The organism is Lysinibacillus telephonicus, from assembly GCF_039654155.1.
Lineage (GTDB): Bacteria > Bacillota > Bacilli > Bacillales_A > Planococcaceae > Ureibacillus > Ureibacillus telephonicus.
In genome coordinates, this window is sequence record NZ_CP155468.1 from 1,480,626 (window position 1) to 1,503,938 (window position 23,313).

The window sequence follows — 23,313 nt, forward strand, 5'->3', positions numbered from 1 at the left end:
GTTATCGTATGGAAGTCAATCAATATTTAGAAATGTTCATTGAAGAAAGTAAAGAACATTTACAATCTTGTAGCGATAATTTGTTAGAGCTTGAAAAAAATCCTGATGACTTAGCGATTGTAAATGAAATATTCCGTTCCGCTCATACTTTAAAAGGTATGTCTGCGACAATGGGATATGAAGATTTGGCAGATTTAACACATAAAATGGAAAATGTTTTAGATGCAATTCGCAATGAAAAAATTCATGTAACACCAGAAATTCTTGATGTTGTTTTTGAATCAGTTGATCATCTTGAAGAAATGGTAATGGATATTGCAAATGGCGGTGATGGAAAACGAAATGTTTCTGATACGGTTGCAAAACTAAAACGTATTGAATCAGGTGAAACGAGTGATACAACTAGTGAATCGCCTGCAAGTGTTGCTGATGCTGCATTAGCTGAGGTGGCTGCAACAGCAGTTGCAGAAACATCTCCAAAATTAGACTATGATGATTTTGAAAAAACAATAATACTGCAATCAACTGACCAGGGCTTCAATGCATTTGAAATTTCTGTTGCTTTACGTGAAGACTGCTTATTAAAAGCAGCCCGAGTTTATATGGTATTTGATATTTTAGAGAAAAATGGAGATGTGGTTAAATCATCACCAACTGTTGATAAATTAGAAGAGGAACAATTTGATCAACATTTCCAAGTAGCATTTATTTCTAAAAATTCAGCTGAAGAATTAAAAAGCAAAATTATGAAAGTATCAGAGGTTGACACTGTTACGGTGACTCCACTTTCTAAAGAGTTCTTTATACAATCTACTACTGAAGAAACGTTTAAAGCTGCAGTGCAAAATGAATCTCCTGCAATTGTTGTACCAAAAACACCGGAGGCTAATAATAATCAGAAGTCACAGGCTCCTGCTAAAAATGGTCATGCTGCAAGTAAAACAATTCGAGTTAGTATTGAACGTTTAGATATTTTAATGAACTTATTTGAAGAGCTAGTAATTGATAGAGGGCGACTACAATCAATAGCTACAGAAGTAAATCATTCAGAATTAAATGAAACGGTTGAAAGAATGAGCCGCACAATGGGTGATTTGCAAAATATCGTATTAACGATGCGTATGATTCCAATCGATACAGTATTTAATCGATTTCCTAAAATGGTTCGTACATTGTCGCGTGATTTAAAGAAAAAAATTAATCTTGAAATTCTTGGGGCAGAAACTGAGCTTGATAGAACGGTTATCGATGAAATTGGTGATCCACTAGTTCACCTTATTCGAAACTCAGTTGATCATGGTATAGAAAGTCCTGAGGTACGTCGTGCAAAAGGAAAACCGGAAGAAGGTAATGTTGTTTTAAGAGCATATCATAGTGGAAACTATGTTTTTATCGAAATAGAAGACGATGGTGCTGGTATAAACCGAGAAAAAGTATTATCAAAGGCTATTTCAAAAGGAATTATAACAAAAGAAGCTGCACTTAACTTATCGGATAAACAAATTAATGAATTAATTTTAGCTTCTGGGTTCTCTACTGCAGATGTAGTTTCTGATATTTCAGGACGCGGTGTTGGTCTAGATGTTGTTAAAACAACAATTGAATCTTTAGGCGGCAGTATTTCTATTGAATCAACAGAAAACGTTGGATCCATTTTCTCTATTCAATTACCATTAACTTTAACAATTATTTCAGTTATGTTAGTAGAAATTGAACAAGAGATTTATGCTATTCCTTTATCATCAATTATAGAAACTTCTATTATTAAAAATTCAGATATTTTAAATGCGCATAATCAAAAAGTTATTGATTTCCGTGGGAAAGTAGTTCCGCTTATCTTCTTAGAAGAAATTTTTGAGGTTCCAAGAAAAGAACAAAGAGCAGATGAATATCACTCTGTTGTAATTGTTCGAAAAGGTGAAAAACTAGCTGGTTTAGTAGTAGATTCATTTATTGGACAACAAGAAATTGTTCTTAAATCTTTAGGTAACTACTTAACTAATATTTTTGCTATTTCTGGCGCAACAATTTTAGGAAACGGTAAAGTTGCATTAATTATAGATTGTAATGCATTAATGAAGTAACTAACGAAGATAAATGAGAGGTGTAGCAGATGAATGCTCTTGAACAGGAATATTTAAAAGTTATAGTTTTTCAGTTAGCGGATAAAGAGTATGCTATTCCAGTATCGAATGTTCAAGGAATAGAAAAGCTAATGCATATTACTCGTGTTCCAAAAACTGCGAAATATGTAAAAGGTGTTATTAATTTGCGCGGGGTAGTAACGCCAATTATAGATTTACGTGAACGCTTTAACATACCTGCAACTGACAGTGAAGATACAGCTAGAATTATTATTATTACACTTGATGAAATGGAAGTTGGTTTTGTCGTTGATTCAGCAAATGATGTAATTGATATACCGGTTAGCTCAATTGAGCAACAACCGGAAGTTGTTGGTTCACATGAGGAAGAGTTTATATCAGGTGTAGCGAAAATTGAAAATCGCTTACTAATTTTATTACATTTAGATAAAGTTTTAAATCCAGTAGACTAAAATTTTCGATCGATTAGCATATCTTTTGCTAATCGATTGGGAATGATTGAAGTGGGGATAAACATATGAACCATAGTCAAAAAATAACTTCAATGCATTTAGATGTTCTTAAGGAAATAGGGAATATTGGTGCAGCACATGCAGCAACAGCATTATCTGATTTATTAGGCAAAAAAATTGATATGCGTGTACCGAAAGTTGAAATGGTAACTTTTAATGACATGATGGAGCTGGCTGGGGGAGCCGAGAAGGTTGTCGTTGGAATTTTTCTTCGTATTGAAGGGGATGTAGAGGGCAGCATGTTTTTTATCTTGCCAATTCAACAAGCCAATCGCTTTATACAGCATTTAATTAATGATAAGAATTTTGATTTTAGTAGTAACCCAATCCCAGAACTAGGACTATCTGCGATGCAGGAAATGGGCAATATTTTATCCGGGTCTTATTTATCTGCACTTTCAGATTTTACTAGGTTGAAGATTTATCCTACAGTTCCAGGCTTAAGTGTAGATATGTTTGGTGCAATTATAAGCATCGGACTTATTGAAATTTCAGAAGTTAGTGATAATGTTATTGTCATTAATACATCCATTTTTGAAGAAGGTTTCGACAATTCTAAAGAAGTCCGTGGGCATTTTTTCTTGTTACCTGATCCAGAGTCATTTGAGTCTATTTTTAAAGCTTTAGGAGTATCCTAGAAATGATTTCTTCTAGTAGCAGTCAAGTTATTAAAGTTGGAATTGCCCAAATGGATGTCGTAAAAATACCAAATACAATAAGAACTTCAGGATTAGGATCATGTGTAGGTGTTGTGTTATATGATGAAACAAAAAAAATAGCTGGATTGGTACATATTATGTTGCCTGAGTCAAGTCTAGGCAGAACGGAAACAATAAATGTCGCAAAGTTTGCTGATTCAGGAATCCAAGCACTTATCGCAATGTTAAAATTGGAAGGTGTGCAGCCATTTCGTTTGAAGGCTAAAATAGCTGGTGGAGCTCAAATGTTTAAATTCACCTCTGATAAAGATACGATGCGCATTGGTCCCCGTAATGTTGAGGCAGTAAAAAGGGAGCTTAAGAAAAATGGCATTCCTATTGTTGCTGAAGATACGGGTGGCAATAGTGGAAGAACTATTGAGTTCAACCCGGCTACTTGCATGCTGAGCATAAGGACAGTGAATCAAGGAGTGAGTGAAATATAATGTACGGTTCGATATTTTACAATTGTTGGGCTGCTTTATTAGCTTTTACGATTTACTTTTTTATAACATTATCTCAATCACAAGCACCTGCTCAAATTTTAATTGGTTCCTTTGTCACTGCCGCTGTTGCATTTTTCGTTACCTTTGCTGTCCGTTACTTGTTGGCATATGTGCTGTATACACCTGATCAACAACTGTTTGAGGAAGTTGCAGAGCAAAATGAGACAGATACAGAAACGTTAAATCACGATCCATATCTAGATAAAGAAATGCCTACAACATCAAATTATTCTACTGTTGAATATAATGATGAAAGCCCAGAGGAAATAGCACAAGTGGTGCGTACAATGTTAAGTCAAGATGACACCGCTACAAATAATTCTTAAAGGATTAAGAACAGGAAAGAGTCTTAGTTTTTGCTTCTTGCGTTGTTATGCCTTCCTTTAAAAAGAACTTTCTCCTTAATGGAAAGTTAGTGCTTCGAATCGGTGGAACTTTAATAAATTCAATATAAGTTATATTAACTAATTTAAGCGAAAAGAGTCGAAAAACGGCTCTTTTTTCATATGATCATTCCAAAAAATATAGTTGCTAAGTAATATAATAGTCTTATAGAAGCGTGTGTTTTTTTACTATGATTTGATATAATTGTTAGTAGAAAATAAACGTCTAAATGTGAGGTGGATACGGGTGGTACAACTAACGCTAGATAATGAACAAAAACTTTGGAATAGCTGGATAAATAATCGAGATCCTCATGCGGGTGATTTACTCTTAAAAAAGTATAAACCACTAGTCTCTTATCATGTTCAACGTATTGGCGCTGGTGTGCCTAAAAATGTTTCAAGGGATGATTTAATGAGTCTTGGCATGATGGGACTTTTTGATGCATTAAATAAATTTGACATAAATAGGGATTTGAAATTTGATACATATGCTTCTTTCAGGGTGCGTGGTGCTATAATTGACGGATTAAGAAAAGAAGATTGGCTGCCCCGCTCTGCAAGGGAAAAAGCAAAGAAAATGGAAGCACAAATTGAAAAATTGGAACAAAAGCTTATGAGGCATGCAACACCTGAGGAACTTGCCGAATATATGGATTTGCCTGTCGAGGAAGTATATCAGACTGTTCAAGAACATTTCTTTTCTAATGTACTTTCCATAAATGATCAGCAGGATCAAGATGATGCAGAAGGAAAAGCTTTTGCCATTCGAGACGATTATACAAAAACGCCTGAGCAAGAAGTTGTTTTTTCAGAGTTGATTTCTGATCTCGAGGAAAATATTAAAAAGCTAAATGAAAAGGAACAGCTAGTGCTAAGCTTGTTCTACTCAGAAGAAATGACACTCACAGAAATTGGTGAATTACTAGAACTTTCAACATCTCGTATATCACAAATCCATTCAAAGGCTTTATTCAAGCTTAGGAAACTTCTTTCTACTGAAATGCTTAATTTATAGGGAGGAATTTTATGAGTCTACGAAATATAGAACTTCAGATTGCAATTCCGAAAACATATGAAGCAGGTAAAGCAGTAGAACAGCATCAACAAAATGTAATTCAACAACAAATAAATGCGCATGAAGCACTAAAAAAGGATATTGAAAAAAAGCAGTTTACAGTTATGGATACAGAAAAAACAGACAAAGTTTCTGAAGATGAAGATAACAGTAGTAATGAACAGAATATGTCTAAGAGAGAAAAACAACAAAAGAAGAAACAACAAGAAGCACAGCATCCTTTTAAAGGGAATTTTATAGATTTTAGTGGATAGGAGAACATAATGGTCTCAGTTTTAATCGTTATACTAATCGTTTCACAACTGATTTGTTTTTACTTTATTCTTCTTTTAAATACGAAACTATCTAAATTTAAAGATTTAGAAATACGCCAAGATAAACTTATTCGTGAAATGGACGATGCAATAAGCGTATATTTATTGGAAATGCGTGAAGAAAACGATCGTTTAATAAAAGAGTTGTCTAATGTTAAAACGGCAGAAGTAAATAAAGGGGCAATAGATAAAAAAAATGAGGCAATGATAGAAACAGCTTCTTCTTTAATTCAAAAAGAAAGCAATACAGAAGATTTTGTAATAGAATCAAAGCCAGTTGTTCCTAAAAATATAGTGAAGAACGCGTACAGTCAACATAAAAATATAAATAGTGCTTCAACTCTGAATGTCCAAAAGGAGCCTATTGAAAAAACTGAACTGCCGACTTTTGAACAACAAGTATTAAAGCTGCATCAACAGGGAAAATCTATTGATGAAATAGCAAAAATTACTCAAAAGGGAAAAACGGAAATTGAGTTATTCATTAAGTTTCATGCATAAAATGTTGCAGTACGAAATCTAGTGTGATATATTATCAATTGGTGTTATTATTACACACGCATTTTGATGTAGTAAGTGGTGCTTTTTGAATAAAAAGTTGCTTGGTGCAAATGAAAAATGCGGAGGAACAAAACCAAAATTTAGGAGGAAAATATTTATGTCAGTAATTTCAATGAAACAATTACTTGAAGCTGGTGTACATTTCGGACACCAAACACGCCGTTGGAACCCAAAAATGAAAAAATACATTTTTGTAGAACGTAACGGTATTTATATTATCGATTTACAAAAAACAGTTAAAAAATTAGAAGAAGCTTACGACTTCATGCGTCAAGTTGGCCAAGACGGTGGTAAAGTACTTTTCGTTGGTACTAAAAAACAAGCGCAAGAAGCGATTAAAGAAGAAGCTGAACGTTCAGGTAACTACTACATCAACCAACGTTGGTTAGGTGGTACTTTAACAAACTTCGGTACAATTCAAAAACGTGTTGCTCGTATGAAAGCTATCGAAAAAATGGAAGAAGACGGTACTTTTGACGTGCTTCCTAAAAAAGAAGTTATCCAACTTAAAAAAGAACACGAACGTCTTGTGAAATTCTTAGGCGGTATTCGTGATATGGCAGATATTCCAGATGTAATGTTCGTGGTTGATCCACGTAAAGAGCGTATTGCTGTTGCAGAAGCTCGTAAATTAAATATTCCTATCGTAGGTATTGTTGATACAAACTGTGATCCAGATGAAATCGACTACGTAATCCCTGCAAACGACGATGCTATCCGCGCTGTTAAATTATTAACTGCAAAAATGGCTGATGCTCTAATTGAGTCAAAACAAGGTGAATCTGAAGCTCCAGCTGAAGAAGTAGTAGTTGCTGAGTAATTCACTGTTAGAATACTTGGCTTATCGCCACTCTATCTAGTGATGAGCCTTAGTTGCACTTAAGCAGCTAAGGAAGTGCTGCACTTCTAGCTGCCTACAAAAGGTGATAAGTGGATGAAACCTCTTATCACCTTTTTTTAGAAAGAAAAGTGGAGGCGGTTCGCTAAAGCTCCAACTTTAATGAGCTAACCGCTGGAACGGGACATTTTTGTAAAGTGTCACTTTGCTTCATATATAAGAACTTATAAAAAATTTAATATTTATATAACTCAAGGAGGAAACTTCAAATGGCAATTACTGCACAATTAGTAAAAGAACTTCGTGAAAAAACTGGCGCAGGTATGATGGACTGCAAAAAAGCACTAGTAGAAACTGATGGTAACATTGAAGCTGCTATCGACTTCTTACGTGAAAAAGGTCTTTCATCTGCTGCAAAAAAAGCAGACCGCATTGCTGCAGAAGGAACTACTTATATTTTAGCTGAAGGCAATGAAGCTGTTATTTTAGAAGTAAACGCAGAAACTGACTTTGTAGCTAAAAATGAAAAATTCCAAGTATTAGTAGCTGAATTAGCGAAACAAATTTTAGCTGAAAAACCTGAATCAGTAGAAGCTGCTTTAGAAGTTACAAATGCAGAAGGTGTTAAAATTGCTGATCAAATCTCAACTGCAGTAGCTACTATTGGTGAAAAAATCACTCTTCGTCGTTTTGAAGTTAAAACAAAAACTGATAGCGATGCTTTCGGTTCTTACTTACACATGGGTGGACGCATTGGTGTATTAGTAGTGCTTGAAGGTTCTACTGATGAAGATGCTGCTAAAGATGTTGCTATGCACATTGCTGCTATTAACCCAAAATATGTATCTCGTGATGAAGTTTCTGAAGAAGAAGTTGCTCATGAACGTAAAATTTTAACAGAACAAGCACTAAACGAAGGTAAACCTGAAAATATCGTTGCAAAAATGGTTGAAGGTCGTCTTGGAAAATACTTCGAAGAAATCTGTTTATTAGACCAAACTTTTGTTAAAAATTCAGACCAAAAAGTTCGTGACTTTGTAAAAGCTACAGGTGGAAATGTAACATCATTTGTACGTTTTGCAGTTGGTGAAGGTATTGAAAAACGTGAAGATAACTTCGCTGAAGAAGTAATGAACCAAGTTAAAGGTAACTAATCAATTCAAATAATAAATTGTGTGATGAACACAATTGATGGAAGATAGGGAGCACAATTTGCGTGTTCCCTATTTTTCAAGATATTGAATATATAGATGGTTGAATTTTAATAATGAGTAACGGAGGTTTACTATGAGTGTGCCACAATATAAACGAGTAGTAATAAAATTAAGCGGCGAAGCGTTGGCAGGTGAGGCAGGTTTCGGTTTATCACCAAAAATCATCAAATCTGTTGCTGAAGATATTAAAGAAGTAGTAGAGCTTGGTGTTGAGGTAGCGGTAGTTGTTGGCGGTGGAAACATTTGGCGTGGAAAAGTCGGCAGTGAAATGGGAATGGATCGCGCCTCAGCAGACTACATGGGAATGCTAGCAACAGTGATGAACTCGTTAGCTTTACAAGATGCGTTAGAAAAATTAGAAATTGAAACTCGTGTACAATCTTCAATTGTGATGACACAAGTGGCGGAGCCTTACATACGTCGAAAAGCAGTTCGTCATCTCGAGAAAAAACGTGTTGTTATTTTTGCAGCAGGTACAGGGAATCCATTTTTCTCAACAGATACAACAGCTGCATTACGGGCTGCTGAAATTGATGCAGATGCAATTTTAATGGCAAAAAATAATGTTGATGGTGTATATTCTGCAGATCCAAAAGTTGATGAAAATGCAGTAAAATATGACACACTCACATATTTAGAGGTAATTCAACAAGGATTGCAAGTTATGGATTCGACAGCTTCCACTTTATGTATGGACAACGACATACCATTAATAGTATTCTCTATAATGGATAAAGGAAATATTAAACGCGCCGTACTCGGTGATAAAATTGGAACAGTCGTTAGGAGGAATGTTTAATGCCTAAGAAAGTATTAGAACAAGCAAAAGACAAAATGAATAAAACAATTTCTGCATTTACACGAGAACTAGCTTCAATTCGTGCAGGACGTGCCAACGCATCACTGTTGGATAGAATTACAGTTGATTACTATGGTGCACCTACTCCAATCAACCAACTAGCAGGTGTTTCAGTACCAGAAGCACGATTGCTTGTGATTACACCTTATGATAAAACGATTTTAGGTGAAATTGAAAAAGCAATTATGAAATCTGATATTGGGATTACACCAACAAATGATGGAAATGTTATTCGTTTAACAATTCCTGCTTTAACAGAAGAACGTCGTAAAGATCTTGTTAAAGTTGTGAAGAAAGAAGCGGAGGATGCAAAGATTGCAATCCGTAATGTACGCCGTGATGCCAACGATGATTTGAAAAAATTAGAGAAAAATGGCGATATTACTGAAGACGATCTACGTGGTTATAGTGACGATATTCAAAAACTAACTGATGAATATATTGTCAAAGTAGATGAAGTTGCAAAAGATAAAGAAAAAGAAATTTTATCTATTTAAAAAGGCGTTTGCAGTTAGAGAATGATAAATACAGTTTTTAAGGCAAAGGACGCCGGAACTTTTAAAAATTTATAGTGAACAAAAAGTGGATTAGGACGTCCTTTTTAATAGGACGTCTTTTTCTCTTAATAAGAGAGGAAAAACTTTTGATATGAATAGCTGCAACCTTGTCCACTACGGCTCGGCTAAAGCGCTGCACTTTTCTTAAAAGAGATAGGTTTTTTTATACATAAAAACAAATAAGTGGCTTAATATGAAAATGTTTATAAAGAAAAAAAGGACACAAACATTCGTTTTTGATATGATAATTAAGAATACGTCCAAAATGTTGTCAGGTGGAGGAATAAGATGTTCAAAGGAATATTTGGAAAGTCAAAAAAAGAAAAGAAATCGTTGGTGGAAAATGGAAATCTTTCAATCAATGACTTTATACCTTCCCATATTGCAATCATTATGGACGGCAACGGACGGTGGGCTAAAAAAAGAGCAATGCCAAGAATAGCTGGTCATCATGAAGGAATGAAAACGGTTCGAAAAATTGCACGTATTGCAGATGATTTAGGGATAAATGTATTAACACTGTATGCATTTTCAACCGAAAATTGGAAAAGACCGAAAACTGAGGTAGATTATTTAATGGGTTTACCTGAAAAGTTTTTAAATTCCTTTTTGCCAGAGATTATGGAACGCAATATTCGAGTGCAAATGATAGGTGATAAAGACGCTTTACCAGCTAATACGCAGACTGCATTAGAGGAAGCAATGGAAAAAACAAAAAATAATACTGGATTGATATTAAATTTTGCTATGAATTATGGAAGTCGGTCTGAAATTGTTAAAGCATTCAAGGATATAATGATAGAAGTAAGTAATGGCAATTTAACAATCGACTCAATCGATGAAAATACAGTGAATCAATATTTAATGACATCGCAGCTACCAGAACCAGATCTACTCATACGCACTAGTGGAGAAGTTCGTTTAAGTAATTTTATGTTGTGGCAACTCGCCTATACGGAGTTTTGGTTTACTGATACGCTTTGGCCTGATTTTGATGAACAAATATTTATGGAAGCTATTCAGGCTTATCAAAAGCGGAATCGGCGCTACGGTGGGTTGAAAGGGGAAGAAATTCGTTGAAGCAAAGAATTATTACGGGGGTAATTGCTGCTGCATTATTTATCCCATTTGTTTTAATTGGCGACCTGCCATTTACACTTTTGGTATATCTAGTAGCAGCAATTGGGTTGTTTGAAATCCTCCAAATGAAAGGTATATCAATTTTTTCTATACCAGGATTAATTGGTGCCTTGACAGTGTTCGCGCTTTTAATTCCAAATTTATGGGCGGACAAAATTATTGAAAGGTTTAATTATACAAAATTAGAGTTCGTTATTATTGCTATCATCCTATTATTAGTTTATTCCGTTATTGTAAAAAATCGATTTACTTTCGATCATGTAGCATTTGTATTGTTAAGCTCATTTTATGTTGGCATTGGCTTCCACTATTTAATTGAAACGCGTGAAGCCGGGTTACAATTCATTATTTATGCTTTACTTGTTGTTTGGGCTACGGACTCAGGTGCCTATTTTACAGGAAGGAAAATAGGGAAAAATAAACTTTGGCCTGAAATTTCACCAAATAAAACAGTAGAAGGCTTTATTGGTGGTATTGTAATTGCTGTTATATTCGCATGTTTAATGCAAGTTATTTATCCATTTAATATTTCCTGGGCTGCGTTAATCATCATCACAATTGTATGTTCAATTTTTGGCCAAATGGGAGATTTAGTTGAATCAGCCATTAAAAGACATTATGATGTAAAAGATTCAGGAACAATTTTACCAGGGCATGGTGGAATACTGGATCGTTTTGATAGTTTATTATTTGTATTACCATTATTAAATTTACTGCATTTTGTAGGATAACAGGACAAGCTTCACAAGTTTAAAAAGGATAAACGTGATGCAGGAAATTTGTTATTTGAAGGGAAGTAATTTTTTGAAAAAAATAAGTTTATTAGGGGCAACTGGTTCTATTGGATGGCAAACGGTTGACATTTTGTTAAACCATCCTGAAAGCTTTAAGCTTGTTGCTTTTTCAGTAGGTAAAAATATTGAAAAAACTCGTGAAATTATTGACCATCTACAGCCAGAGCTTGTATCAATTCAAGATGAGAGCGATGCATTGGCATTGCAAAAGGATTACCCCCATGTCCAATTTGCCTTTGGTGCTCAGGGGTTAATCGATGTTGCTACTCATCCAGAATCAACGGTTCTAGTAAATGCTGTACTAGGTAGTGTAGGTTTAGAATCAACACTCGCAGCTATTCGTATGGGCAAAACGATTGCCATTGCGAACAAGGAGACATTGGTAACTGCCGGACATTTAGTAATGTCTGAGGCAAAAAAATATAATGTACCTATTTTACCTGTTGATAGTGAGCATTCTGCTATTTTTCAATCAATGAATGGTGAAAATCCGAAGCAAATAGAGAGACTTATTTTAACTGCATCAGGTGGATCGTTCCGTGATAAAACACGTGAACAATTAAAAAATGTAACAGTAAAAGATGCTTTGAATCACCCGAATTGGTCAATGGGAGCAAAGATTACAATTGACTCAGCTACAATGATGAATAAAGGTTTAGAAGTGATTGAAGCGCACGTTTTGTTTAATATGCCTTATGAAAAAATTGATGTTTTATTGCATAGAGAAAGTATTATTCACTCATTAGTTGAGTATCATGATACAAGTGTCATTGCTCAGTTAGGTACACCTGATATGCGTGTGCCAATCCAATACGCACTAAGTTATCCAGATCGATTGCCACTTAAAGGCGGTCAACGCTTAAATTTAGCACAAATTGGACAACTTCATTTTAAAGAAGTAGACTTTGACCGCTATCGTGCTCTCAAGCTTGCTTATGATGCAGGAAGAGCAGGAGGTACGATTTTAACGGCAATGAATGCAGCAAACGAAGCAGCAGTTGCACTATTTTTACAAGAAAAAATTACATTTTTACAAATCGAAGAAATTATTGAACAAGTAATGATAAATCATAACAATACTTTAATACCAGATTTAGAAACAATACTACATGTAGATAAAGAAACAAGAAAAACAGTAGTAAGCATGGTAAAATAGATAGAGTGAGCATAGACTAACAAAACTTGCTCTTAAAGGTGGGATTTTATGCAAACTGTTCTTGCGTTTATTATTGTTTTCGGTTCCCTTGTGTTTTTCCATGAACTTGGACATTTTATTTTTGCTAAGCGTGCAGGGATTCTAGTTCGCGAATTCGCAATTGGTATGGGTCCGAAAATTTTCGGAATGACAAAAGGTGAAACGTTATATACAATCCGATTATTACCACTTGGTGGATATGTCCGCATGGCTGGAGAAGATACTGACACGGTTGAATTACAGCCTGGGTATAGAGTCGGACTAATTTTAAACAGAGATAACGTCGCCGAAAAAATTTATTTAAACCAAAAAGTCCAAAATCCAAATGTACTTTTTATGGAGGTTGAGCGTGCCGACCTAGAAAAAGGGTTATGGATTGAAGGATATGATGAAGATGATCAATTTGTCCGAATTAAAGTATCTAGAAAAGCTACAATAGTTGAAAACGGAAATGAAACAATTATTGCACCATTTGATCGACAATTTAATTCGAAAAAAGTTGGTCAACGTGCTATGACTATTTTTGCGGGTCCGTTATTTAATTTTATTTTAGCATTCGTTGTTTTTGTTTTTATCGCTTTAATGCAAGGAGTGCCAACTAATGAACCGGTTATTTATGATGTGGTTGATGATGGTCCGGCTCAAGCAGCAGGGATGGAAGCAGGAGACCTTGTAAAGGAAATTGATGGAGTTGCTATTGAAGATTGGAATTCACTATCAGGCACTGTGCAAGAGAACCCTGGACAACCATTAAAATTCTTAGTTGAACGAGATGGACAAGAACTAGAATTAACGTTAACCCCTCAATCAGTTGAAAAAAGCGGAAAAGAAGTTGGACAAATTGGTGTTATGTATCAAAGTCCTGTTGAAAAAAATCCTTTAAAAGCAGTTGTCTTTGGTGCACAACAAACATGGGATTATACGGTGCTAATTCTTGATCTGTTGGGCAAGCTTGTTACAGGTCAATTTACAATTGATGCACTTTCTGGTCCAGTAGGAATTTATAAAGCAACAGAAACTGTTGCACAATATGGTGTTTATAATTTAATGAATTGGGCAGCAGTGTTAAGTATTAACCTAGGTATCATGAATTTATTGCCTCTACCAGCTTTAGATGGTGGACGACTATTATTCTTCGGAATTGAGGCATTGCGAGGAAAGCCAGTCGATCGGCAAAAAGAAGGGTTAGTTCATTTTGTAGGAATAGTCCTTTTAATGATTTTAATGGTCGTGGTTACTTGGAACGATATCCAAAGATTTTTCTTTTAATATGAAAAGGGAAAGCGACCTGCTTAGCCTTTCTAAATTAAAGAAAACATATCCTTTTAATATATATGATTGAATTTTTAGTTAACCTTATTCGTTTATGGTAAAATCCAAAATGAATAAGGTTAAATCTTTTTTTGCTCCATTTACTGTAAAAAATTGCTTATACGCATATAGAAGATTAGTATGCTATGCTAAACTTAGTAAGTTTTGAAAAGAAAAGGTGAGCACTTATGAAACAAAGTTTAACTTTAATTCCAACAATGCGTGAAGTGCCTTCTGAAGTTGAAGCTCGCTCTCATAAAATGCTGCTTCGTGCCGGTTTTATACGACAAAGTACAAGTGGTGTTTATTCATATTTACCATTAGCAAAACGTGTATTAACAAAAATAGAAAAAATGATTCAACAAGAAATGGAATCGTTAGGCGCAATTGAAATTTCTTTACCTATTATTCAACCTGTTGAAATATGGGAACAATCTAATCGATATGAAAATTTCGGTAAAGAATTAATGCATTTTAATGATCGAAGCGGTCGACATTTGCTGCTTTCTCCAGCACATGAGGAAGCTGTAACGATGTTAGTCCAAGAGGGAATCAAATCTTATAAAAAACTGCCTCTAATATTATTTCAAATTCAGACGAAGTTTCGCGACGAAATCCGACCTCGCTATGGCCTACTCCGTAGTCGGGAATTTATAATGAAGGATGCTTATTCTTTTCATGCGAATAATGAGTGCTTAGAGAATACATATAATAAGATGGTTCAGGCCTATTCCTCCATTTTATATCGTGTCGGAATAAATTACCGAATTGTTCAAGCGGATTCAGGTATAATAGGAGGGACTTCTGCAGAGGAATTCATCGTCCCTTCAGAAGAAGGAGAAGCAATTATTGCGTTTTCAGATCAATCCAACTATGCAGCAAATATTGAAGTTGCAGAAGTGGTAGATCAAGGTGTTATCTCTGATGAACATTTAAAGTCTTTAGAAAAAATTGCTACTCCAGATGTCGAAACAATGGAAGACGTATGTGCATTTTTAAACATGCAACCTTCAAACTGCATTAAATCACTATTATTTAAAGCTGATGATAAGTATGTAGTTGTATTGGTTCGTGGTAATCATAAAATCAATGAAATAAAATTAAGAAAAGTATTGCATGCAAAATCTCTTTGTTTAGCAAATGAAAAAGAGATTCAGCAGCTGTTAGGGTGCTCTGCTGGATCGATTGGTCCGATTAAGCTTCCAGTAGACGTTAAAGTTATCGCTGATTTAGCGATTCAATCAGTACGCAACAGTGTTGCAGGAGCAAATGAGGATGGATATCATTATATTCATGTTAACCCTGAAAGGGACTTTGCTATCAATTCGTATGAAGACATTCGCTATATTCAAGAGGGTGATCCTTCACCTGATGGAAACGGATCTATTCGCTTTGAAAAGGGAATTGAAGTAGGGCATATTTTTAAGCAAGGTACAACATTTTCAGAAACATTTAATGCAAACTTTGTTGATGACAATGGTGAATCAAAACCTATCATAATGGGAAGCTACGGTTTTGGCATTACGAGATTATTAGCAGTAGTTGCAGATAAGTATCAAGATGAACATGGTTTTATTTGGCCAAAACAATTAGCCCCTTATGATATTCATTTAATGCCTACTAATTCTGATGATGATGTTCAATTAAGTCTAGCAAATGAGCTTTATAATATTTTAACGTTCTATCGCTTTGAAGTATTGTTTGATGACCGAAATGAAAGTGCTGGAGTTAAATTTGCTGATGCAGATCTAATTGGCTTGCCTGTTCGTGTAACGATAGGGAAAAAAGCAAGTGAAGGAATTGTTGAAGTAAAAATACGAAGTACAGGTGAAACTTTCGAATGGGCAAAAGAAGAGCTTGTCGATTATTTAAATGAGTTTTTTAGAAGTAATTAATAAATTTCTATATAAAGGTTGTCCAAAAAATTTCTTCTTGAGATAATAAGTACGAGTAAGAATTTAAGAAATTTATTTTAGGCATATACTTGTTGGTTTTCGTTTTAGGCTGCGCTCCGGGGAAAGCTTCCGCATGCCCCCTACGATACTCGTCACAAATACATTTGGAGCGGAAATCAACAATTTAGAAAGTACAACTCAGTATAAAGTTGAGTTGTACTCCTTTTACTTTTCGGACAAACATTATAAAAATAAATTAAGTAGGTGGTGAGTTGAATGTTAGACAATCAAGAAGCAAGAGAAAGATTTTTAACCTTATTACAACAATTGCAATTGACTGAAGATGTCTACATGTCATTTTTTGAACAAGGAGAACTCACACGGCTGACAGTTCATAAGAAAAATCGTGTATGGTGTTTTGCAATTAAATTAAAAAATATTTTGCCTTTTCAAGTCTATCAACTGTTTCGTACTAGAATGGCTGAACAGTTTAATCATATTGCACAAGCTACATTTACCATTGAGGCAAGCAATCCAGAAGTAACAGAACAACTTGTGACAGATTATTGGTTAACAGCTGTTGAACAATTAGATGCTTCTCCACCATTGAAAAATAGATTAATCAATCAAATGCCAAAGTGGAATGGGAATAAATTAACAGCTTGTTGTATGTCAGAAATTGAACAGTTAACATTAAAATCTAAATATGCACAAAAAATCGTAGAAGCTTACGGCTCATTAGGTTTTCCGCCATTTTCAGTAGATTTTCAGCTACTTGAAGAAACGGATGAAATGAGAGAGGCACAGCTTTTATATATAGAACAGCGTCAAATGGAGGAAGCTGAACTTGCTAGACAAGCAATGGAAGATTTCCAAAAACGTGAAAAGGCTAAAAGTGAAAATCCAGCAGCAGTTGCGAACAGCGGTCCTTTCCAACTGGGAGTTCAAATTAAAGAGACAGAAACGATGGAAATTCGCCGTATTTTAGAGGAAGAACGCCGCATTGTAATTGAAGGATACGTATTTGCAGTTGACATTAAAGAGCTGAAAAGTGGGCGTTCTTTATTAGAGTTGAAAATTACTGACTATACGGACTCAATCTTAGTAAAAATGTTCTCTCGAGACAAAGAAGATGCGGAAATGATGACCCAATTGAAAAAAGGAATGTGGGTGAAAGTTCGCGGTTCTGTTCAAAACGATACATTCGTTCGAGACTTAGTTGTTATGGCTCAAGATATTAATGAGGTATATAAAGAGCCGCGAAAGGATACAGCACCTGAGGGGGAAAAACGAGTAGAACTCCACCTTCACACGCCAATGAGTCAGATGGATGCCGTGACACCAATTGATCAGTTAGTCGCACAAGCAGCAAAATGGGGGCATCCTGCGATTGCCATTACAGACCATGCAGTTGCACAAGCTTTTCCAGAGGCATATGCTGCAGGGAAAAAGCATGGAATAAAAATTATATATGGAGTTGAAGCAAACATAGTAGATGATGGCTCCCCGATTGCATATGCAGAGCAGCATATTGCTTTAGATGATGCAACATTTGTTGTATTTGACGTGGAAACAACGGGTCTTTCTACTGCTTACGATACTATTATTGAACTTGCCGCTGTAAAAATTAAAGAAGGTAAGGTAATCGATAAATTCGAACGGTTTGCAAATCCGCATAAGCCTTTAACTGCAAAAATTATCGAGTTAACTCATATTACTGATGATATGCTGCAGGATGCACCTGAAGTCGACCAAGTAGTGTCAGAGTTCAAGGAGTTTATTGGAGATGCCATTGTAGTAGCACATAATGCTTCATTCGATATTGGCTTCCTTTATACTGCCTATGAAAAAGCTGGGATACACGGAGTAATACATCCTGTTATTGATACATTGGAATTATCACGTTTCTTAAACCCGACGTTAAAAAGCCATCGTTTAAATACGCTATGTAAACGATATGGTATTGAATTAACACAGCATCACCGTGCGATTTATGATACAGAGGCAACAGGAGAATTAATGCTTCATCTATTAAAAGAAGCGAAGGAGCAAGGCATCAATTATCATGATGAATTTAATAAGTATATAGACAAAAATGAAAGCTATAAGCAATCTCGCCCATATCACTGTACAATTTTAGCGATTGATAATGAAGGGCTAAAAAATTTATTTAAACTTATTTCGATTGCCCATACACAAACCTTTTACCGAGTTCCTCGAATACGCCGTTCTGACTTAGTAAAATTGCGCAAAGGTTTATTAGTTGGCTCTGGATGCAGTAAAGGCGAGTTGTTTGAAACGATGATGAACAAATCGACTGAGGAAGCCGAAAAGGTTGCCAAGTTTTATGATTATATTGAAGTTCAACCAAAACCAGTCTATTCACAACTAATTGAAGATGGTGCAATTCATGATGAGTGGAATCTAGAGGATATTATCCGCAAGCTTGTAAAACTAGGGAAGAGATTAGATAAGCCAGTTGTTGCAACAGGAAACGTTCATTACCTCCATCAAACAGATGCTATATTTAGACAGATTTTAGTTGGTTCTCAAGGGGGAGCAAACCCATTAAACCGCTACAAATTGCCTGAGGTTCATTTTCGTACTACAAATGAAATGCTTGAGGAGTTTGATTTCTTAGGTCCAGATTTAGCTAAAGAGATTGTAGTAACAAATTCTCAGAAAGTAGCAGATATGATTGGTGATGTTAAACCGATTAAGGATGAATTGTATACACCTAAAATTGAAGGCTCTGACGATGAGGTAACAAATTTAACATATGAAATGGCGCATAAAATTTATGGTGAGGACTTGCCCGAGATAGTAAAGGCGCGTATTGAGAAAGAATTAAAATCGATTTTAGGGAACGGATTCGGCGTTATTTACTTAATCTCTGCTAAGCTTGTTAAAAAATCACTATCTGACGGTTATTTAGTTGGTTCGCGTGGTTCTGTTGGATCATCGCTTGTTGCGACTTTTATGGAAATAACAGAGGTTAATCCATTGCCGCCGCACTATGTTTGCCCGAACTGTAAAAATGTTGAATTCTTTGATGACGGTTCTGTAGGTAGTGGTTTTGACTTGCCGAATAAAGACTGTCCGAAATGCGGAACACGTTATAAAAAAGATGGACAGGATATCCCGTTTGAAACGTTTCTTGGCTTTAAAGGAGACAAAGTACCCGATATCGACTTAAACTTCTCTGGAGAATATCAGCCACACGCACACAATTATACGAAAGTGCTTTTTGGAGAAGACTATGTTTACCGTGCAGGAACGATCGGTACTGTTGCTGAAAAAACTGCATACGGCTATGTAAGGGGTTATTCAAATGACCATAATATAACCTTCCGTGGGGCAGAAGTTGATCGTCTTGTACAAGGATGTACAGGGGTAAAAAGAACAACTGGCCAGCACCCAGGCGGGATTATTGTTGTACCTGATTATATGGATATATACGATTTTACGCCTGTTCAATACCCTGCTGATGCCCAAGATGCAGAATGGAGAACGACGCATTTTGACTTCCACTCCATACATGATAATGTTCTGAAGCTAGATATACTAGGGCACGATGATCCGACAGTAATTCGGATGCTGCAAGATTTATCTGGGATCGATCCGAAAACAATTCCAACCGATGATCCGGTAGTTATGAAAATATTTTCAAGTCCAGAATCACTTGGTGTTACAGAAGAACAAATTGGCTGTAAAACAGGTACACTTGGTATTCCTGAATTCGGAACACGTTTTGTTCGTCAAATGTTAGAGGATACGAAACCTTCAACATTTAGTGAACTTGTTCAAATCTCAGGATTATCACATGGAACTGACGTATGGTTAGGAAATGCACAAGAGCTTATTCAAAACGGTACATGTGTCCTGTCAGAAGTAATTGGTTGTCGTGATGATATTATGGTTTATTTAATCTATCAAGGGTTAGAGCCAAGTTTTGCTTTTAAAATTATGGAGTCTGTTCGTAAAGGAAAAGGTTTAACTGAAGAAATGGAAGCAGAAATGCGCGCACAAAATGTACCTGAATGGTATATCGATTCATGTAAAAAAATAAAATATATGTTCCCTAAAGCCCATGCAGCTGCATATGTTTTAATGGCTGTGCGTATAGCATGGTTTAAAGTGCATCATCCTATCTTATATTACGCTGCTTACTTTACAGTACGTGCAAGTGATTTCGATTTAATAGCGATGACGCAAGGGTCTGCAATGATCCGCACACGAATCGATGAAATTAATGCAAAAGGTTTAGATGCATCTAAAAAGGAAAAAGATTTATTAACGGTTCTTGAATTGGCGTTAGAAATGTGTGAACGCGGCATGAGTTTCAAAAAAGTTGACTTATATCGTTCACAAGCAAGTGAATTTGTCATTGATGGCAATTCTTTAATACCTCCTTTTGATGCGATTCCTGGTCTTGGAACAAACGTTGCGAAAGCAATTGTTGCTGCACGAGAAGAAGGAGAATTCTTATCAAAAGAAGATTTGCAACAACGTGGACGTGTTTCAAAAACGTTAATTGAGTATATGGATAGCCTCGGCTGTCTAGATGGGCTGCCAGATGCCAACCAGCTTTCATTATTCTAGAAATGCAAATTCTAATTACCATTAGAGTGACACATTTACGTAAATTTGCATTAAGTAAGATTTTGTGCTATTGTAAAGGTAATAATTTGTTGATAGTTTTGCAGCAAAAGAGTGGGGCCTTCCCGCTCTTTTCTGTTGTTATGCTAATCCAAATTTAATTACCATTGAACGAACACCTTGTTCTGACGTTAATTTCACCAACTTAGGTGGAATTTCTATTTTTCTAAACAACAAAGCATACAATTTTAAAATTACGACTATAGTAAGCCGCAGACTTATTATCTGTGTTTTCCTTTAATAAAGGAAAAGCATGAACTTGTTTGGATTTTTAGTACTCCAAACACAATGTAAGTAATGTCGACTTTTCGCAAAAAAGAGTTAGGACGCCTACGCTTTACTTTAAGCAACAACTAGTTATATTAATAAGCAAAAAACAATTACGTTTAGGAGGATACTATGAGCAAAGTAACGTCAGTAATTGAAGAGCTTGTTACACCAATTTTAGAAGACTTAAATCTTGAACTAGTCGATATAGAGTTTTTAAAGGAGGGCCGCGATTGGTTTCTTCGCGTCTATATAGATACACCTGAAGGCGGAATCGATATCGACCAGTGCGCTCAAGTTAGTGAGCGTCTAAGTGTAGTTCTGGATGAAAAAGATCCAATCGAGCAAAACTATTATTTAGAAGTTTCTTCACCTGGAGCCGAGCGTCCTTTGAAGAAAGAAGCAGATTTCGAAAAAGCAGTAGGCAAATTTATTTATGTGAAAACATATGAGCCAATAAAAGATATGAAAGAATTTCAAGGTTATTTGAAGGCATATACTGAACAAGGTTTAGAGCTTGAAGTTCGAATTAAAACTCGTAAAATTAACATTTTTATTGAAAAAGAAAAAATCGCAAAAGCACGGCTTGCAATTGATTTTTCATCAAACTAGCTATTTAGGAGTGAAAATAGAATGAGTAGTGATTTATTAGATGCTTTAACTGCTCTGGAACAGCAAAAAGGCATTTCAAGAGACGTTTTAATTGAAGCAATTGAGGCGGCATTAGTAACTGCATATAAACGTAACTTTAATCAAGCACAAAATGTTCGTGTTGATTTAAATTTAGAAAATGGTTCAATGGTTGTTTACTCACGTAAGGATGTAGTAGAAGAAGTAGAAGATGATCGTCTTCAAATTTCTCTTGAAGAAGCGAAAAAAATCAACCCTGCTTATGAAATTGGTGATGTGTTAGAACAAGAAGTAACGCCGCGTAATTTCGGCCGTATTGCTGCTCAAACGGCTAAACAAGTTGTAACGCAGCGAGTTCGCGAAGCTGAACGTGGATTAATCTATGAAGAATTTGTTGACCGCACAGACGATATTGTTAATGGTACAATTGAACGTCAAGATGCACGCAACATTTATATTAGCTTAGGTAAAGTTGAAGCTGCATTGCCAGTAAATGAACAAATTCAAGGTGAAGTTTATAAACCTCAGTCAAGAATTCGCGTTTATATTACAAAGGTTGAACGTACAACACGCGGACCACAAGTAATTGTTTCTCGCACACATCCAGGATTACTTCGAAGACTTTTCGAAATGGAAGTTCCAGAAATTTATGAAGGCATTGTAGAAATTAAATCAATTGCTCGTGAAGCAGGAGATCGTTCGAAGATTTCTGTTTATGCACATAACGAAGAAGTTGATGCAGTAGGGGCTTGCGTTGGTGGGAAGGGTGCACGCGTACAAAATATCGTAAATGAGTTGAATGGTGAAAAAATCGATATTGTAGAGTGGTCAGAAGATCCAGTTGTATTCGTAGCAAATGCACTTAGCCCATCTAAAGTACTAGATGTTATTGTGAATGAAGAAGAAAAATCAACTACAGTTGTTGTACCTGATTACCAATTATCACTTGCTATCGGTAAACGTGGTCAAAATGCTCGACTTGCAGCAAAACTAACAGGGTGGAAAATTGATATTAAAAGTGAATCAGATGCCCGCGAGTTAGGTATTTACCCTAATGAATCAAGCCGATTTATCCAAGATGATGAAGATATTGATACTTCAAACGATGAAATCGAATACGATCTTTATCAAGATAACGAAGAATAAACATAACACGCTATATGCATAATTAATGAATATTTTTCGTTTTAAGGGAAGGTGAAGTTCTCATGTCGACTAAAAAAAAGGTACCATTACGCAAATGTGTTGTAACTGGCGAGATGCTTCCTAAAAAATCAATGATACGCATCGTTCGTTCAAAAGAAGGAGAAGTATCTGTAGATATTACAGGAAAAAAATCAGGACGTGGCGCATATATATCAAAGTCTGAAGAGGCAGTTGACATTGCGCGGAAGAAAAATATATTAGAGCGTCAATTAGAAGTGAAAATCCCTGATGAAGTCTTCGATGAACTAATCAAATTAATTCGCAGGGAGTCTATTTTATGAGTGTACAATTCCTTCAACTATTAGGACTAGCCGCAAGAGCAAGGAAAGTAGTTTCAGGCGAAGAGTTAGTAGTAAAGGAAATAAGGAATAACAACGCAAAGCTGGTAATATTAGCATCTGATGCGTCAAATAATTCTAGTAAAAAAATTCAAGATAAATGTACGTATTACAACGTTGAGTATCATGTGTTTGGTGATCGCTACCAGCTAGGGACTGCAATTGGTAAAGAAGCACGTGTCGCACTCGCTATAACAGATAGTGGATTTGCGAAGAAGATGTCTAGTCTACTCAACGAAAAATAATCGGGGGT

The 23,313-nt window shown here is 35.6% G+C and carries 22 protein-coding genes; all 22 read left to right on the forward strand.

What is annotated here, in order from left to right; all coding sequences use genetic code 11:
- Positions 1–8 precede the first annotated feature (8 nt).
- The gene (locus tag MKY04_RS07030) at positions 9–2,084 is read left to right on the forward strand and encodes a chemotaxis protein CheA (RefSeq protein WP_346235557.1); all 2,076 of its coding nucleotides are present in this window, start codon (positions 9–11) and stop codon (positions 2,082–2,084) included.
- 29 nt (positions 2,085–2,113) lie between these two features.
- On the forward strand, positions 2,114–2,557 hold the full coding sequence (locus MKY04_RS07035) for a chemotaxis protein CheW (protein WP_126292980.1): 444 nt from the start codon (positions 2,114–2,116) through the stop codon (positions 2,555–2,557).
- A gap of 65 nt (positions 2,558–2,622) precedes the next feature.
- Positions 2,623–3,255 carry a chemotaxis protein CheC gene (locus MKY04_RS07040; RefSeq protein WP_126292981.1) on the forward strand — a complete coding sequence of 211 codons (633 nt, stop codon included), beginning with the start codon at positions 2,623–2,625 and terminating at the stop codon, positions 3,253–3,255.
- Between the two features lie 2 nt (positions 3,256–3,257).
- Positions 3,258–3,761: a chemotaxis protein CheD gene (locus tag MKY04_RS07045; protein ID WP_126292982.1), complete on the forward strand. Its 504-nt coding sequence runs from the start codon at positions 3,258–3,260 to the stop codon at positions 3,759–3,761.
- On the forward strand, positions 3,761–4,147 hold the full coding sequence (locus MKY04_RS07050; RefSeq protein WP_346235558.1) for a hypothetical protein: 387 nt from the start codon (positions 3,761–3,763) through the stop codon (positions 4,145–4,147). The genes MKY04_RS07045 and MKY04_RS07050 overlap by 1 nt, the downstream gene beginning before the upstream one ends.
- A gap of 304 nt (positions 4,148–4,451) precedes the next feature.
- Positions 4,452–5,222 (forward strand): FliA/WhiG family RNA polymerase sigma factor, encoded by a 771-nt coding sequence (locus MKY04_RS07055; RefSeq protein ID WP_346235559.1) that lies wholly within the window; start codon positions 4,452–4,454, stop codon positions 5,220–5,222.
- Between the two features lie 11 nt (positions 5,223–5,233).
- Positions 5,234–5,536, forward strand: a complete 303-nt coding sequence (locus MKY04_RS07060; RefSeq protein ID WP_126292985.1) for an RNA polymerase subunit sigma — start codon at positions 5,234–5,236, stop codon at positions 5,534–5,536.
- A 9-nt stretch (positions 5,537–5,545) separates the two neighbouring features.
- Positions 5,546–6,097, forward strand: coding sequence for a hypothetical protein (locus MKY04_RS07065; protein WP_126292986.1), 552 nt, complete (start codon positions 5,546–5,548; stop codon positions 6,095–6,097).
- A 157-nt stretch (positions 6,098–6,254) separates the two neighbouring features.
- Positions 6,255–6,977, forward strand: a complete 723-nt coding sequence (rpsB, locus tag MKY04_RS07070; RefSeq protein ID WP_126292987.1) for a 30S ribosomal protein S2 — start codon at positions 6,255–6,257, stop codon at positions 6,975–6,977.
- Positions 6,978–7,264: 287 nt separating this feature from the next.
- A complete protein-coding gene (tsf, locus tag MKY04_RS07075) occupies positions 7,265–8,149 on the forward strand; it encodes a translation elongation factor Ts (RefSeq protein ID WP_126292988.1) in 885 nt (294 codons plus the stop codon).
- Positions 8,150–8,282: 133 nt separating this feature from the next.
- On the forward strand, positions 8,283–9,008 hold the full coding sequence (gene pyrH, locus MKY04_RS07080; protein WP_126292989.1) for a UMP kinase: 726 nt from the start codon (positions 8,283–8,285) through the stop codon (positions 9,006–9,008).
- Positions 9,008–9,565 (forward strand): ribosome recycling factor, encoded by a 558-nt coding sequence (gene frr / locus MKY04_RS07085; protein ID WP_346235560.1) that lies wholly within the window; start codon positions 9,008–9,010, stop codon positions 9,563–9,565. The genes pyrH and frr overlap by 1 nt, the downstream gene beginning before the upstream one ends.
- 348 nt (positions 9,566–9,913) lie before the next feature.
- The gene (locus MKY04_RS07090; RefSeq protein WP_346235561.1) at positions 9,914–10,705 is read left to right on the forward strand and encodes an isoprenyl transferase; all 792 of its coding nucleotides are present in this window, start codon (positions 9,914–9,916) and stop codon (positions 10,703–10,705) included.
- Entirely contained in the window at positions 10,702–11,496 is a 795-nt protein-coding gene (locus MKY04_RS07095) for a phosphatidate cytidylyltransferase (RefSeq protein WP_346235562.1), read from the forward strand. Before MKY04_RS07090 ends, MKY04_RS07095 begins: the two co-directional genes overlap by 4 nt.
- A 73-nt stretch (positions 11,497–11,569) precedes the next feature.
- A complete protein-coding gene (gene dxr, locus MKY04_RS07100) occupies positions 11,570–12,715 on the forward strand; it encodes a 1-deoxy-D-xylulose-5-phosphate reductoisomerase (protein WP_346235563.1) in 1,146 nt (381 codons plus the stop codon).
- A gap of 48 nt (positions 12,716–12,763) precedes the next feature.
- Positions 12,764–14,023: an RIP metalloprotease RseP gene (gene rseP / locus MKY04_RS07105; protein ID WP_346235564.1), complete on the forward strand. Its 1,260-nt coding sequence runs from the start codon at positions 12,764–12,766 to the stop codon at positions 14,021–14,023.
- Between the two features lie 230 nt (positions 14,024–14,253).
- On the forward strand, positions 14,254–15,960 hold the full coding sequence (locus tag MKY04_RS07110) for a proline--tRNA ligase (RefSeq protein WP_346235565.1): 1,707 nt from the start codon (positions 14,254–14,256) through the stop codon (positions 15,958–15,960).
- Positions 15,961–16,236: 276 nt separating this feature from the next.
- Positions 16,237–20,562, forward strand: coding sequence for a PolC-type DNA polymerase III (locus MKY04_RS07115; RefSeq protein WP_126292996.1), 4,326 nt, complete (start codon positions 16,237–16,239; stop codon positions 20,560–20,562).
- A 456-nt stretch (positions 20,563–21,018) separates the two neighbouring features.
- Positions 21,019–21,498 carry a ribosome maturation factor RimP gene (gene rimP / locus MKY04_RS07120; RefSeq protein WP_126292997.1) on the forward strand — a complete coding sequence of 160 codons (480 nt, stop codon included), beginning with the start codon at positions 21,019–21,021 and terminating at the stop codon, positions 21,496–21,498.
- Between the two features lie 21 nt (positions 21,499–21,519).
- Positions 21,520–22,662, forward strand: a complete 1,143-nt coding sequence (gene nusA / locus MKY04_RS07125) for a transcription termination factor NusA (protein ID WP_126292998.1) — start codon at positions 21,520–21,522, stop codon at positions 22,660–22,662.
- A gap of 62 nt (positions 22,663–22,724) precedes the next feature.
- Positions 22,725–23,003, forward strand: a complete 279-nt coding sequence (rnpM, locus tag MKY04_RS07130) for an RNase P modulator RnpM (RefSeq protein ID WP_126292999.1) — start codon at positions 22,725–22,727, stop codon at positions 23,001–23,003.
- The gene (locus MKY04_RS07135; RefSeq protein ID WP_126293000.1) at positions 23,000–23,305 is read left to right on the forward strand and encodes a YlxQ family RNA-binding protein; all 306 of its coding nucleotides are present in this window, start codon (positions 23,000–23,002) and stop codon (positions 23,303–23,305) included. The genes rnpM and MKY04_RS07135 overlap by 4 nt, the downstream gene beginning before the upstream one ends.
- The last annotated feature ends 8 nt before the right edge of the window (positions 23,306–23,313 follow it).

Bases quoted from the DNA above. Each gene is read 5' to 3' on its own strand.
- MKY04_RS07030 (WP_346235557.1), top strand. From the start codon at position 9: ATGGAAGTCAATCAATATTTAGAAATGTTCATTGAAGAAAGTAAAGAA.
- MKY04_RS07035 (WP_126292980.1), top strand. From the start codon at position 2,114: ATGAATGCTCTTGAACAGGAATATTTAAAAGTTATAGTTTTTCAGTTA.
- MKY04_RS07040 (WP_126292981.1), top strand. From the start codon at position 2,623: ATGAACCATAGTCAAAAAATAACTTCAATGCATTTAGATGTTCTTAAG.
- MKY04_RS07045 (WP_126292982.1), top strand. From the start codon at position 3,258: ATGATTTCTTCTAGTAGCAGTCAAGTTATTAAAGTTGGAATTGCCCAA.
- MKY04_RS07050 (WP_346235558.1), top strand. From the start codon at position 3,761: ATGTACGGTTCGATATTTTACAATTGTTGGGCTGCTTTATTAGCTTTT.
- MKY04_RS07060 (WP_126292985.1), top strand. From the start codon at position 5,234: ATGAGTCTACGAAATATAGAACTTCAGATTGCAATTCCGAAAACATAT.
- MKY04_RS07065 (WP_126292986.1), top strand. From the start codon at position 5,546: ATGGTCTCAGTTTTAATCGTTATACTAATCGTTTCACAACTGATTTGT.
- rpsB (WP_126292987.1), top strand. From the start codon at position 6,255: ATGTCAGTAATTTCAATGAAACAATTACTTGAAGCTGGTGTACATTTC.
- tsf (WP_126292988.1), top strand. From the start codon at position 7,265: ATGGCAATTACTGCACAATTAGTAAAAGAACTTCGTGAAAAAACTGGC.
- pyrH (WP_126292989.1), top strand. From the start codon at position 8,283: ATGAGTGTGCCACAATATAAACGAGTAGTAATAAAATTAAGCGGCGAA.
- frr (WP_346235560.1), top strand. From the start codon at position 9,008: ATGCCTAAGAAAGTATTAGAACAAGCAAAAGACAAAATGAATAAAACA.
- MKY04_RS07090 (WP_346235561.1), top strand. From the start codon at position 9,914: ATGTTCAAAGGAATATTTGGAAAGTCAAAAAAAGAAAAGAAATCGTTG.
- rseP (WP_346235564.1), top strand. From the start codon at position 12,764: ATGCAAACTGTTCTTGCGTTTATTATTGTTTTCGGTTCCCTTGTGTTT.
- MKY04_RS07110 (WP_346235565.1), top strand. From the start codon at position 14,254: ATGAAACAAAGTTTAACTTTAATTCCAACAATGCGTGAAGTGCCTTCT.
- MKY04_RS07115 (WP_126292996.1), top strand. From the start codon at position 16,237: ATGTTAGACAATCAAGAAGCAAGAGAAAGATTTTTAACCTTATTACAA.
- rimP (WP_126292997.1), top strand. From the start codon at position 21,019: ATGAGCAAAGTAACGTCAGTAATTGAAGAGCTTGTTACACCAATTTTA.
- nusA (WP_126292998.1), top strand. From the start codon at position 21,520: ATGAGTAGTGATTTATTAGATGCTTTAACTGCTCTGGAACAGCAAAAA.
- rnpM (WP_126292999.1), top strand. From the start codon at position 22,725: ATGTCGACTAAAAAAAAGGTACCATTACGCAAATGTGTTGTAACTGGC.
- MKY04_RS07135 (WP_126293000.1), top strand. From the start codon at position 23,000: ATGAGTGTACAATTCCTTCAACTATTAGGACTAGCCGCAAGAGCAAGG.